The 14,195-nt window shown below is 37.6% G+C and carries 11 protein-coding genes; 9 read left to right on the top strand and 2 right to left on the bottom strand.

Annotation, left to right across the window (positions count from 1 at the left end):
• Positions 1 to 51: 51 nt before the first annotated feature.
• The 4 genes from AC3E9U_RS09275 (at position 52) to AC3E9U_RS09290 (ending at position 3,379) form a co-directional block, all read left to right on the top strand.
• Positions 52 to 2,151, top strand: coding sequence for a glutamine--tRNA ligase/YqeY domain fusion protein (locus tag AC3E9U_RS09275; protein ID WP_488746620.1), 2,100 nt, complete (start codon positions 52 to 54; stop codon positions 2,149 to 2,151).
• Positions 2,152 to 2,453: 302 nt separating this feature from the next.
• Positions 2,454 to 2,783, top strand: a complete 330-nt coding sequence (locus AC3E9U_RS09280) for a YtxH domain-containing protein (RefSeq protein ID WP_488746621.1) — start codon at positions 2,454 to 2,456, stop codon at positions 2,781 to 2,783.
• Between the two features lie 2 nt (positions 2,784 to 2,785).
• The gene (locus tag AC3E9U_RS09285) at positions 2,786 to 3,139 is read left to right on the top strand and encodes a competence protein (protein WP_488746622.1); all 354 of its coding nucleotides are present in this window, start codon (positions 2,786 to 2,788) and stop codon (positions 3,137 to 3,139) included.
• Between the two features lie 3 nt (positions 3,140 to 3,142).
• Complete coding sequence (locus AC3E9U_RS09290; protein WP_488746623.1) at positions 3,143 to 3,379, top strand: DUF6327 family protein; 237 nt, start codon at positions 3,143 to 3,145, stop codon at positions 3,377 to 3,379.
• Positions 3,380 to 3,421: 42 nt separating this feature from the next.
• Here AC3E9U_RS09290 and AC3E9U_RS09295 read toward each other — a convergent pair whose 3' ends face one another.
• A complete protein-coding gene (locus tag AC3E9U_RS09295; protein WP_488746624.1) occupies positions 3,422 to 4,390 on the bottom strand; it encodes an SPFH domain-containing protein in 969 nt (322 codons plus the stop codon).
• A 104-nt stretch (positions 4,391 to 4,494) separates the two neighbouring features.
• Here AC3E9U_RS09295 and AC3E9U_RS09300 point away from each other — a divergent pair, with 104 nt between their 5' ends.
• Complete coding sequence (locus tag AC3E9U_RS09300) at positions 4,495 to 5,151, top strand: outer membrane beta-barrel protein (protein ID WP_488746625.1); 657 nt, start codon at positions 4,495 to 4,497, stop codon at positions 5,149 to 5,151.
• Positions 5,152 to 5,184: 33 nt separating this feature from the next.
• Here AC3E9U_RS09300 and gltX read toward each other — a convergent pair whose 3' ends face one another.
• Positions 5,185 to 6,696, bottom strand: coding sequence for a glutamate--tRNA ligase (gene gltX / locus AC3E9U_RS09305; protein WP_488746626.1), 1,512 nt, complete (start codon positions 6,694 to 6,696; stop codon positions 5,185 to 5,187).
• 769 nt (positions 6,697 to 7,465) lie between these two features.
• On the opposite strand from gltX, the gene AC3E9U_RS09310 reads away from it, so the two are divergent.
• The 4 genes from AC3E9U_RS09310 (at position 7,466) to AC3E9U_RS09325 (ending at position 14,173) form a co-directional block, all read left to right on the top strand.
• The gene (locus AC3E9U_RS09310) at positions 7,466 to 10,837 is read left to right on the top strand and encodes a DUF4175 family protein (protein WP_488746627.1); all 3,372 of its coding nucleotides are present in this window, start codon (positions 7,466 to 7,468) and stop codon (positions 10,835 to 10,837) included.
• Entirely contained in the window at positions 10,824 to 11,243 is a 420-nt protein-coding gene (gene ybeY / locus AC3E9U_RS09315; protein ID WP_488746628.1) for an rRNA maturation RNase YbeY, read from the top strand. The genes AC3E9U_RS09310 and ybeY overlap by 14 nt, the downstream gene beginning before the upstream one ends.
• Positions 11,244 to 11,293: 50 nt before the next feature.
• The gene (mnmG, locus tag AC3E9U_RS09320) at positions 11,294 to 13,171 is read left to right on the top strand and encodes a tRNA uridine-5-carboxymethylaminomethyl(34) synthesis enzyme MnmG (RefSeq protein ID WP_488746629.1); all 1,878 of its coding nucleotides are present in this window, start codon (positions 11,294 to 11,296) and stop codon (positions 13,169 to 13,171) included.
• A gap of 153 nt (positions 13,172 to 13,324) precedes the next feature.
• Entirely contained in the window at positions 13,325 to 14,173 is an 849-nt protein-coding gene (locus AC3E9U_RS09325) for a class I SAM-dependent methyltransferase (RefSeq protein ID WP_488746630.1), read from the top strand.
• Positions 14,174 to 14,195 lie beyond the last annotated feature (22 nt).

Raw genomic sequence — 14,195 nt, forward strand, 5'->3', positions numbered from 1 at the left:
ATTTCTAAATTGACGAATTAAACTTATCTTTGCTAAAATTACATAAAATCTATGTCTACGAAAGAAAAATCATTGAATTTTATAGAACAAATCATTGAAGACGATTTAAAAAATGGTTTGTCCAACGATAAATTACGTTTCCGTTTTCCACCTGAACCAAACGGCTATCTTCACTTGGGTCATGCCAGTGCGATCTGCTTGAATTTTGGTTTAGGAATAGATTATAATGCTCCTGTAAACCTGCGTTTTGACGATACCAATCCGGCCAAAGAAGAGCAGGAATATGTAGATGCCATCAAACGTGATGTGGAATGGTTAGGATTTAAATGGGCAGAGGAATGTTATGCTTCGGATTATTTCCAACAATTATATGACTGGGCGATTGAACTGATCAAAAAAGGGAAAGCTTACGTAGACAGCCAGTCTTCTGAAGATATGGCCAAACAAAAAGGTACACCGACTCAACCGGGTGTTGAAGGTCCGTACAGAAACCGTTCGGTAGAAGAAAACCTGGATTTGTTCGAGCGTATGAAAAACGGTGAATTCGAAGAGGGTACCCATATTTTGAGAGCTAAAATCGATATGGCTTCGACCAACATGCTGATGCGTGACCCTATCATTTACAGAATATTACACAAACACCATCACAGAACTGGTGATAAATGGTGCGTTTATCCTATGTATGACTGGGCGCACGGAGAAAGTGATTATCTTGAACAGATTTCACATTCTTTCTGTACATTAGAATTTTTACCTCACAGAGAATTATATGATTGGTTCCTTGATCAGGTTTATGATCCTGCGAAAACCAGACCAAAACAACGCGAATTTGCAAGAAGAAACCTGTCACATACCGTGGTTTCAAAACGTAAGTTACTGCAATTGGTACAGGAAAATTTCGTGACCGGATGGGATGATCCCAGAATGTCAACCATTTCCGGAATGCGAAGAAGAGGTTATACGCCGACTTCCATCCGAAATTTTGCGGAAACCATCGGAATTGCAAAACGCGATAACCTGATTGACGTTTCTTTGTTGGAATTCTGCGTTCGTGAAGATCTGAACAAAGTTGCGCCTCGTGTAATGGCGGTTATCGATCCTGTAAAATTGGTGATTACCAACTATCCGGAAGGAAAAACCGAATGGCTTGAAGCAGAAAACAATCCGGAAGAAGAAACCATGACCTTCCGACAAGTGCCTTTTTCAAAAGAACTTTACATCGAAAGAGAAGACTTTTTGGAAGAAGCAAGCAACAAATTTTTCCGTTTGACTTTAGGGAAAGAAGTGCGTTTGAAAAATGCCTATATAATTAAAGGTGAGAGCGTTGTCAAAGATGCAGATGGAAAAATTACGGAAATCCATGTAACTTATGATGACGACAGCCGAAGCGGAAGCGGAAGTGAAGCCAGTAACCGTAAAGTATCCGGAACCATTCACTGGGTTTCTGTGGCGCATGCCCTTCCGGCAGAGATTCGTTTGTATGACCGTTTGTTCATCGATGAATCACCGGATACTCATAAGGACAAGAACTTCCTTGATTTTGTAAATCCGAATTCCTTAAAAACGGTTACCGGATTTGTAGAACCGAGCTTATCAACTGCTTTGGAAGGCAACAGTTTCCAGTTCCAACGTGTTGGTTATTTCTGTGTAGACCGAGACAGTAAACCGGAGGCTTTGGTTTTCAACAAAACCGTAGACCTGAAAGATTCCTGGGAAGAAAAAGGCAAAAAAGAAGAAAATACCATCAATAATTCGTTGAAGGAAATCAATAAATACTTCAAGGTAAACACTTTAGAAGAAAGAGCAGCGATCGAAAACGCTATTGGTGAAAACATCAAAACCATCGCCAATTACAGTTTGCTTCAAAATTCGCTGAAGAAAAATGTTGCCAATAATAAGAGTTCCCTTCTGTTTTCGAATTTCCTTCTTAAGCATTCTGAAATGATCGTGCCTTCGGAAGTGGATAGCGAACTGCTTCAAAAATTGTATACAATGTCCTTGAAAAGTGAATCACCGTTTGTACGATTGGAAGGAATTCAAAATCTGAAAAAGGACTATAAAAATTTTGATACTTTCAAAAGCTTACTTTCGGAAATGAAAGCGACTGAAAAAAATGAAGAAGTTTTACACTTACTTTCTGAAATGGTCTAAGAAAATACAATTATAGATTTTATCAATCAAAAACCTGCTTTAACGGCAGGTTTTTTTATTATTATAAATATCGATTATAAATAAAATAATTATCAAATTTATTTATTAAAAGTAACTTCCATAAATAAATTCTAATTAACTTAAAAAAATAGCGAAGGTGTTTCCATATTCCTGTGTAGTTTATCTCCTAAAAAACGCCTTAAATCGATTTTTGCTTTTTTTGGTCAATAATTAACTGCCGATTAACAGAAAACCTGTTTCCGAATACGTAAATTTATAGGGAGTAACTAAAATCTAATATCATGTCAGACAACACAGGAAAAACAGTATTGGCCCTTTTAGCCGGAGCGGCAATTGGAGCCGGACTCGGAATTTTGTTTGCCCCAGACAAAGGTTCGGAAACGAGAAGAAAGATCAAAGAAGGTATTGATCACGAAAAAGACAATTTAAAACACAAACTTCACGACGTTACTGAAAATATCAAAGCAAAATTTTCAAGAGCGAAAGCGGATTTTGAAAGCGAATTCGACCATTTAGTTGCACATAGTCATCATAAAAAAGAAGAACTGATTGACACCTTAGAAAGAAAATTAGCCGATTTGAAAAAACAGGCTGAAACCGCTAAAAATTAAGTATGCCGTCTGAAAATCTTAAAGAAAAAGCAGAAAGTATTCAGGACAACCTTAAAAATGCAATCGATAGCAGTATCGCTTATTACAAACTTTGGTTGTTCAAAGTACTGATGAAATCAACATCAATGGTCGTAAAAGTACTGTTGATGTTGCTATTTTTTATGATGTTTTTATTTTTTGTTTCCATAGCCCTGGCACTGCATCTGGGACAGTTACTGAACAGTAATATTCTAGGATTCTTAGCAGTTGGTGGCATATACGTTGTGCTTTGCTTTATCATCTACCTTATAAAAGACAAGGTTGTGGAAGGAACCGTTCTTAAAAAATTTTCAAAAATCTATTTTAACGACAACTGATTTATGAAACCAAAAGTATATTCTTCCTATGAAGAAATTGACCGTGACTTGAAAATACTCAAACTGCAGAAAGAGATTGCTACGCTCAAACTATCACTGACAGTAGAAAAAACCATGGAAAGTCTAACGCCTATGGGTATACTTCATAATATAATAGAAAACGCCGGATCAATGGTGAGCAAATCAGGATTATTGAAAAATGTAATTATTCCGTTTCTAATCAACAAGTTCACAAAATAAAAAAGAGGCCTTTCGACCTCTTTTCTTTATTTAATTTCCGGCTTACTGCGGATCGGATGGATTAAAATCCGTAGACGTAGGATCGTCTTTTTTCTTAAGACGCTTCGGTGCATTTTTCATTGCTTCACCTACCTGATTGCTGGCTGCGAAAGAAACCACCATGTTGTTTAACATGTCGCTCGCTGCCTGAGGAGAGTTAGGTAACAAAATCAAATTCGAATTTGTATCCGCACCAACGGCCTGTAGCGTATCATAATGTTGGGTAACTACAATCAATGCAGATGCTTCCTGAGAATTAATTCCCACTTCATTCAACTGATTTACAGACTCCACCAAACCACGTGCAATCTCACGACGCTGATCAGCAATACCCTGTCCCTGCAAACGTTTACTTTCTGCTTCCGCTTTGGCTTTGGCTACGATTCGGATTCGTTGTGCTTCCGCTTCGTATTCCGCAGCAGTTTTTTCACGATCGGCCGCGTTGATTCGGTTCATTGCATTTTTTACCTGGATGTCCGGATCGATATCGGTTACCAACGTATTGATGATTTCATATCCATACGTGGTCATTGCCTCGTTCAGTTCACGCTTTACTGCAATGGCGATATCATCTTTTCTTTCGAAAACGTCATCCAAGATCAACTTCGGCACTTCGGCACGAACTACGTCAAACACATAGGAAGTAATCTGATCATGAGGAAATTCCAGTTTGTAAAATGCATCGTATACTTTCTCCTGTAAAACCTTAAACTGAACCGAAACTTTCATTTTTACGAATACGTTGTCTTTGGTTTTTGTTTCGATGATAACATCCAATTGCTGAATTCTCAGATTTACACGTCCGGCAATACGATCGAAAACCGGAATTTTAATCTGCAGACCCGATTGTCTTATGCTATTAAACTTTCCGAAGCGCTCCACAATAACTGCGGTCTGTTGCTTAACAGTAAAAAAAGAGGCCAGAAACAAAAAGAATCCGATCACTGCTAAAATAGAAATAGGTACCATCATAATGAGTTTAGTTATTTTATAAGATTATACGGATGCTTCAGATAAATGTTACAATTGTTGATGAAATAAGTTTACATTTGCCAAAATTTAATGATTTTCTCCAAATGAAAAAGCTACAGATTGCCTTACTTCTGATGATCAGTTCCCCTATTTTTGCGCAATATGGTTACCGTGACGGAAACCGTATCGGTATTTATGCCGGCGTGAATCAGGCTACCATAACGACATCGGATTTTGATGTCACACCCGAAATGGGCTGGTCGGCCGGAATGCAGGTTCGCGGTAATTATTATAATGATTTCAGCATGATTTTCGGGATGCAGTTTTCAGAATATAATTTTTCAGTAGCTACACTTTCCCCTACGATGCAAAACGAAGATGTGAAATACAAACTGATGAATGGACAAATCCGATTATTGCTTAGTTATAATGTGATTAAAGATCATGTTTCCATAGATCTAGGTCCGGTACTTCAGTTCAATGATAAATTAAAATTCGATAGTAAGTATGAGAGCAATCTTTTGGCAAACAACATCAACTTAACGACAAAAGACATTGTAGACATTACCAAGATCAACGGTAACCTTTATATGGGGATCAGTGCGGGTAGCCGACGTGTCCGTGTTTTATTGAATTACCAGTACGGTCTGAACAACATTCTGAACAACCTTAATAACGAAGAAGAAATCAAAGCCAAAAATGGCGGCAGTTTCAAAGGTCACATAGGTATTTTCACCGGACAACTATTATTTAATCTATAAAAAAAGCCCCGAGATTTTCGGGGCTTTTTCTTTTTATAATGTTGCGATCGCTTTCTGTAATCGTAAAGTTGTCTCTTCTTTTCCAATCATTTCCACGATGTCAAAAAGATGCGGGCCTTTCAAAGCGCCCACCAAACTTAAACGGAACGGCTGCATTACTTTCCCCATTCCAATTTCGTTTTTCGTCATCCAGTCTTTTACTATCGTTTCGATGTTTAGCGAACTAAAATCACCAATATTTTCTAATACTGAAATCAATTCCTGCATCAAATGTGGTGTTTCTTCTTTCCAGTTTTTTGATGCTTTTTCATCATATGAAGTTGGCCCCACAAAGAAGAAGTCGCTCAACTCATACAAATCGGTTACGAAAGTGGCACGTTCTTTTACCGAAGCAACGACTTTGGTAACATAATCGATATTGGTAACTATTTCTTTTTCCGTTAGTATCGGAAGAAATTTTTCCGCTAAAGAAACATCCGACTGTAATTTAAGGTAATGCTGATTGAACCATTTGTTTTTCTCCGGATCAAATTTCGCTCCTGCCTTGTGCACACGGTTCAAATCAAATTTCGTCACCAACTCTTCTAATCCGAACAATTCCTGCTCTGTTCCGTCATTCCAGCCTAATAAAGCAAGAAAGTTCACCACGGCTTCCGGGAAAAAACCCTTTTCTCTGTACCCGGATGATTTTTCTCCAGAAATCGGATCATTCCAATCCAACGGGAAAACCGGGAATCCTAATTTATCCCCATCACGTTTGGATAATTTACCATTACCCACCGGCTTTAATATCAATGGCAAATGCGCAAATTGAGGCGCATCCCAACTGAATGCTCTATACAATAATTCATGCAACGGTAGTGAAGGCAACCATTCTTCTCCGCGAATCACGTGGGAAGTTTCCATTAAGTGGTCATCTACAATGTTCGCTAAGTGATAGGTCGGCATTCCGTCACTTTTAAACAATACTTTATCATCCAATAAATTAGTATCAAACTTAATGTCACCACGGATAATGTCTTTCAGATGCAAGGTTTCATTAACCGGAGTTTTGAATCGGATCACATATTCTTCACCCGCCGCAATTCGTTCCGCCACTTTTTCAGCCGAATTCGTAAGTGAATTATCCAAATGTTCACGAACCGTATGGTTGTAAATGAATGTTTTACCTTCTTCTTCTGCATTTTTACGTAATTGATCCAAATCAGAAGCCGAATCAAAGGCATAATACGCCCAACCGTTTTCAATTAACTGATCGGCATATTGTTTATATAAAGGTTTACGCTCGCTTTGACGGTATGGTCCGAATTTTTCATTTTTACCTACCGTTTCATCCGGTGCGATGCCCAACCATTCCAAAGCTTCCATAATATACTGTTCGGCTCCGGGAACGAATCGGGTTTGGTCGGTATCTTCCACACGTAAATAAAAGGTTCCGCCGTGTTTTTTGGCAAATAAATAATTGAATAAGGCAGTTCTTACACCACCTATATGTAAAGGCCCCGTCGGGCTGGGTGCAAAACGCACTCTAACCGGTTTTGACATTTTTTAGTAAATTTTATGCAAAGATACTTTTAAGTTTACAGTTTATAGTTTACAGTATACAGTTTTTTACGTTTAACAATTAGATCTTCACATTTGTTAATAACCGTAAAGTAACAGCAACCTGTTTATTTCAAGTGATTTACATAACCTTTACCTGAATTTAATATTCCATATTGTTAATAAAACCTCTTATTTATAATGAATTTTATATCAAATTAACATGGGAAATTCATGATGTTAATTAAAATATTGTAATCGTTGAAAAACAGGCTTTTACCGATTAACAACATTTGTTGATAACTTAAGAAAGAAATTTACAACTGTTTTTTGTTGGTATCGGATATTTTTCTAATCAAAAAGACGAATGAAAAATCCTAGTGAAGTTTTTATATTTTACTTTTTATTTATCAAAAGAAAAAGCAGGGTTATTAACATAAATCAACACTGTTAATTATTAAGATCATCGATAAAAAAATACATTTCAACGATTGTTAATAACCTAAAAGGCCGTATTGATTTACAAAGTTTTAACCCAAAATAGCATTGTTAATAAACCGGTATAAAAAAGTATAAACCCAAATCAAAGCCTTTAAAAATAAAGTTATGCCAACTATTAACAAGCTATAATAACAAATCAATTAATTTAAATTTTAAAAATATTTTTTTGTTGTTTTTAATGTATGTTGACAACTTCTGAGTTTTGAAATCCAGAGAATAGAAGAAAGAGAAAAGAGAATAGAATTTTGCTTGCCGGGTTTAACTTAATTTTTTGACTTTCGTTTCGATTTATATTGTAGTTTTATCGGTTATAAAGATAAAAGTGATTTTGGAAAGCAAAAATCTGATATTTCAAAAACTGGAAGACTTCATTAAAAAGTTTTATACCAATGAGTTACTCAAAGGTTCATTGCTTTTTATTGGATTGGGATTGCTGTATTTTATAGGTACGCTGCTAGTCGAATACTTTCTGTGGTTATCGCCATCAGGAAGAACCGTGCTTTTCTGGTTGTTTATTGCGGTTGAACTTTTCCTGTTACTTCGCTTTATATTGTTTCCGGTTTTTAAATTGTTCAAACTTCAGAAAGGAATCGATTATGCCGAAGCATCGAAGATTATCGGTAACCATTTTTCGGAAGTGAGTGATAAGCTGACTAATTTTCTGCAGCTGAACAGTCAGTCAGAACCTTCCGAATTATTAGTGGCGTCCATTGAACAAAAAGCCGGTGCTTTGAAACCAATCCCTTTCGGAAATGCCATCAACTTTAAAAAGAACATCAGATTTCTGCCTTATGCTATAATTCCTTTATTGTTATTACTGTTATTTTTTGTGAGCGGTAATTCGGGAGTTATTACGCAGAGTTTTGACCGAATGGTTCATTTTCAAAAACAATACATACCTCCTGCCCCATTCGAATTTGAAATTGTAAACAATGCTTTGACAGCAGAACAAGGTCAGGATTTCCTTTTACAGGTAAAGACCAAGGGAAAGATCGTTCCTGAAAATGTAATGATCAACATTGGTGATGAAAGTTATTATCTGGAGTCGTTAAAGCCTGGAGTGTTTCAATATAAGTTTGAAAAACCTACATCTACAACTGAATTTCAACTAACAGCTAACGAGGTTACTTCGCATTTATTTGAATTACAGGTGGTTGCAGTTCCTACGATAGCCAGTTTTGAAATGGTGGTGAATTTTCCGTCGTATTTGGGAAGAAAGTCTGAAGTTATTCAAGGTACGGGAAATGCTGTACTTCCGGAGGGTTCTAAAGTTACGTGGAAGATGAATACCTTAACTACAACTGAGGTGGTTTGGAAAAGTAATGAGCAATCAGTGCCGTTTGTTAAGTCGGAATCTCATTTTGCCTTATCGAAGAATGTTTCATTGAATACTGATTATGAAATTTTTACATCGAACAGAGCCGTTAGAAACCACGAAAAACTTCATTATCAGATTACAGTTATAAAAGATCAGTATCCTACGATATCGATTGAACAGGCACCGGATAGTCTGAAACTGAAAGGTAATATGATTTTGGGTCAGGTTTCTGATGATTACGGATTGTCAAAACTTCAGGTTGTGTTTTATCCGAAGGATAATCCGAAACTGGCGCGTCGTGGAAACCTACCGGCTAAAGCAAGTTCCTTTGATCAGTTTGTGTATAGTTTTCCTTCGGGGTTAAGCTTACAGCAGGGTGTTGATTATGATTACTACTTTGAGATTTTTGATAATGATGCGCTGCACAATTTCAAAAGTACGAAGTCATCGGTTTTCAGTCATCGCGAATTAACGGAGAATGAAAAAGTTGAAGAACACCTGCAGGAACAGAATTCTAATATCAATAGTTTAGAGAAATCGATCAAAAATCAGGACAAGCAATTATCCGAGTTGGATAAGCTGCAGAAGATGGGTAAAGAGAAAGCCAATCTTGATTTTAAAGATCAGAAGAAAGTTCAGGATTTCATCAACCGTCAGAAGCAGCAAGATCAGATGATGAAGGAGTTTTCCAAGAAAATGGAAGACAATTTAAAGGAATTCAATCCGGAAAAGAAAGATGAATTCAAAGACGAGTTGTTGAAACGTCTGGATAAAAATGAGAAAGAAATTGAAAAGAACGAGAAGCTCTTGAAAGAATTGGAGGAATTAACCAATAAACTTAAAGAAGAAGAGCTTTTTGAAAATGTAGATAAGTTAAAGCAGAATACTAAGGATCAGACGAAAAGTCTTGAGCAGTTGGTGGAGCTTACCAAACGTTTTTATGTTGAGAAGAAGGCGGAGCAGCTTGCCGATAAATTAGATGAGCTTTCCAAGAAGGAAGATAAATTATCGGACAGTAAAGAGAATTCTGAAAAGGAACAGGATGCAATCAATAAAGATTTCGATAAGTTGCAGGAAGAACTGAATGAACTCGAAAAGGAAAACAAGGAACTTAAAGCGCCGATGGATATTCCAAATGACAAGGAAGAACAGCAGAGTATTGAGGAAGATTTAAAGAAAGCATCGGAAGAATTACAAAAAAAGAGCCCGTCCGGCGCTAAACCAAAGCAAAAATCAGCTGCCAAGAAGATGCAGCAGATGGGTCAGAAGATGAAGATGCAAATGCAGATGGGCGACATGGAGCAGATGGAAGAAGATGTAAAAATGTTGCGTCAGATTCTGGATAACCTTTTGGCCTTTTCGTTTACCCAAGAAGATGTAATGCGAGATTTTAAATCCAGTTCCTCACGAACTATCGGTTTTAATAAGCTTTTAAAGAAACAACAGGATCTTAAAAATCAGTTTAAGCACGTAGATGATAGTTTATTCGCGATGTCGTTACGTAATCCAAAGATTTCTGAAATGATTACGAAAGAGGTTGGTAATGTGCAGTACAATGTGGATAAATCCATTGATAATTTATCAGAAAATAATATTTCAAAAGGGGTTTCACATCAACAATATACGATAAGTTCTGCTAATAAACTGGCTGATTTTTTGAGTGACGCAATGAATCAGATGCAGATGGAAATGGAGATGGAAATGCCCGGACAGGGACAAGGTAAAGGAAAACCGAAACCAGGACAAGGTTCAGGAGGAATGCAGTTGAAAGATATCATTAAAAAGCAGGAAGGTCTAGCTGAGAAAATGCAACAGGGTATGAAGAAGGGGCAAAAACCCGGCGAAGGGCAGCCTGATAAAAATGGTACAAAAGGCAGTAAGCCTGGTGAGGGCGGTCAGGATGGTGAAGGTGATGCGGGAGAAGTACTGGAAATTTACAAAGAACAACAACGTCTTCGGGAAGCTTTGCAAAAAGCGATGGAAAAAGAAGGTATGGGTGGAATGGGTCAGAATGCGGCCAAGCAGATGCAGGATATTGAAAAGCAATTACTGAATAAAGGATTTAAAAACGAAACCTTGCAGAAGATGCTTAACCTGAATCATGAACTTTTGAAATTAGATAAAGCGATCCAGCAACAGGGTGAAGAGAACAAGCGCCAGTCGCAAAGCAATCAGAAAGTATTTAATAATCAGGCGAATCAAATTCCGCCGGCGCTGAAAGATTATTTAAACAGTGTTGAGATTTTAAATAGACAAACCTTACCTTTGCGCCCAAATTTTAATCAAAAGGTGCAAACCTATTTTAGAAATAATGATAAATTTTAATTACGAAACGGAGTTCCAATTAGAGAATGAAGAACAATTCGAAAATTGGATTTCGCGTGTTATTGCCTCTGAGAACAAGGAAGAAGGAGAGATAAGTTACATCTTTTGTGACGATGAATACCTGCATAAAATCAACGTAGAGTACCTTAATCACGATGATTTGACCGATATCATAAGTTTCGATTATTCTGAAGGAAATATATTACAAGGTGATATTTTTATCTCTGTGGAGCGTGTAAAGGAAAATGCACAGGATTTCGGGGTAAGTTTCGGGGACGAATTAAAAAGAGTCGTTATACACGGGGTATTACACTACTGTGGTTATAAAGACAAGAGCGAGCAGGACGAGAAGTTAATGCGCTCCAAAGAAGATGAAAAAGTTTTATTGTTCCACGTGGAACAATAGAGATATAATTTAAATTAATATTGGAACGGTGAAACGTTCCACGTGGAACAATGAGTTTATTTCAAGATGTATATGATGTAATCGTAGTGGGTGCCGGTCATGCCGGTTCAGAGGCTGCGGCTGCGGCTGCGAATCTGGGTTCAAAAACACTATTGGTTACAATGAGTTTGCAGAACATTGCTCAAATGTCGTGTAATCCTGCCATGGGTGGAATTGCAAAAGGACAGATCGTTCGTGAGATTGATGCCTTGGGTGGGTATTCGGGAATCGTTTCGGATAAAACGGCCATCCAGTTCAAGATGTTGAACAAATCCAAAGGTCCTGCGATGTGGTCACCACGTGTGCAATCGGACCGTATGCGTTTTGCTGAAGAGTGGCGTTTAATGTTGGAGCAGACCCCGAACCTGGATTTCTATCAGGAAATGGTTTCCGGAATTTTGACCGAGAATGGAAAAGTGACGGGAATCAGAACTTCATTGGGAATTGAAATCAAAGCCAAAACGGTGGTGCTGACCAATGGAACTTTTTTAAATGGACTGATTCATATCGGAGATAAACAATTTGGAGGTGGACGTGCGGGTGAAAGTGCAGCCTACGGAATCACCGAAGATTTGGTAAAACTTGGTTTTGAGTCGGGTCGTATGAAAACAGGTACGCCTCCCCGAGTAGATGGACGTTCGTTGGATTATTCCAAAATGATCGTTCAACCCGGTGATGAGAATCCGGATAAGTTCTCGTATTTAGAAAGAATTAAACCTTTGACTGCTCAGAAGGATTGTCATATGACCTATACTTCTGAATTGGTACATGATTTATTAAGAGAAGGTTTCGATCGTTCGCCAATGTTTAACGGACGGATCAAAAGTTTAGGCCCGCGTTATTGTCCGTCGATTGAAGATAAAATAAACCGCTTTGCGGATAAGGATCGTCATCAGTTGTTCGTAGAACCGGAAGGATGGAATACCGTAGAAGTTTATGTGAACGGATTCTCAACTTCGCTCCCTGAAGAAGTTCAGTTTAAAGCGTTGCGTTCCGTGGAAGGATTTGAAAACGTTAAATTCTTCCGACCTGGTTATGCCATCGAATATGACTACTTCCCTCCTACGCAGTTGCAACATACTTTAGAAACCAAATTAATCGACGGGTTGTTTTTTGCCGGTCAGATTAACGGAACTACCGGATATGAAGAAGCTGCTGCCCAGGGACTGATGGCCGGAATCAATGCCGGTTTAAAATCACAGGAACGTGATCCTTTTATATTAAAACGTAACGAAGCTTATATAGGTGTGCTTATTGACGACTTAATTACCAAAGGAACCGAAGAACCTTATAGAATGTTTACGTCAAGAGCAGAATATAGAACTTTATTACGTCAGGATAATGCGGATGATCGTTTAACGCCGAAATCGTATGAAATTGGACTGGCCAGCGAAGAGCGAATCCGTCGTATGGAAAAGAAACGCGACCAGGCGGAAGCTTTTGTCACTTTCTTTAAAGAAACGAGTTTGAAGCCCGAAGAAGCAAATCCGGTTTTGGAAAGTAAAGGTTCATCACCTATGGTGCAGCCGGATAAAATGTTCAAAGTATTTTCAAGACCACAATTGGATTTGGAAGATTTTGTAAAATTCGAAAAAGTAACCGATTATATCGACGAACACAATTTGGATCGTGAAGTAATCGAGCAAGCGGAAATTTTGGTAAAATATTCGGGCTACATTGAAAAGGAAAAAAATAATGCCGATAAATTAAATCGTTTGGAAGATTTGAAAATCCGCGACGATTTTGATTATGATGTGGTAAAATCACTTTCTTTTGAAGCCCGTGAAAAATTAAAAAAAATTCGTCCGGTTACCATTTCACAGGCATCACGAATCAGTGGGGTCTCGCCTGCCGATATTTCCATATTACTAATCCACATGGGTAGATAAAACAGAAAGGAGTGATCTTTGTAGTGCGCAAATTAGCAGTACACTGATCACTGAATGCTGTTTGATGCTTGCTGCCTTCGTAAATGTTCCACGTGAAACTACGGCAGTAAGCCCTGTAAATAAAGAGAATCTATAAAATAAATATTTTTATAAATGAATTTTTCAAACAATAAGGTTTTTATCAGCGTAAAAGATTATTCGGTATCGGGAGAAAATTTTGAGTTGCTTTTGGATGAAGAATTGCAACTTTTAAAAACGCACCCACAACCGGCATTGGATAGACTTTCCGGATATTACGAAAGTGAGGATTATATTTCTCATACCGATGGAAAGCGTTCGTTGTTTGAAAAGGCATATCACTTTATAAAACGAAAAGCAATTCGTGATAAAGTGGCATTGATCACTTCATTGCAACCGCAAAAAGGAAAACTTTTAGATATTGGTGCCGGAACCGGAGATTTTCTTCAGGAAGCAAAAAATCAAAACTGGAACTGTACCGGAGTCGAACCAAGTGAAAAAGCAAAAACAATCGCGCTAAGTAAAGGTGTATTGTTCGCTACAGATTTGGCATCGCTGGAAAATAATTCTTTTGATGTAATCACAATGTGGCACGTTTTAGAACACGTACCCGATTTGGAAAATCAGATTGCAGAGTTAAAGCGTTTATTGAAACCTTCAGGAACGATCTTAATTGCGGTCCCGAACTATAAGTCGTATGATGCGCATTATTACGGGAAATTTTGGGCTGCCTATGATGTACCAAGACACCTTTGGCATTTTTCAAAAATTGCGATCGAAAAATTATTTGTGAAGCAAAATATGAAACTGGTAAAAGTGCTTCCGATGATTTTCGATAGTTTTTATGTTTCGCTTTTGTCCGAAAAATACAAAAATGGAAAAATGAATTTTATCAAAGGATTTTTTATCGGATTGCAGTCAAATTTGAAGGCAAAGCAAAATTTTGAGTATTCTTCGCATATTTACGTCATTAAAAACAACTAAAAATCGAAATAAGCCGTTATTT

This window comes from Flavobacterium sp. 21.1 (genome assembly GCF_057801535.1).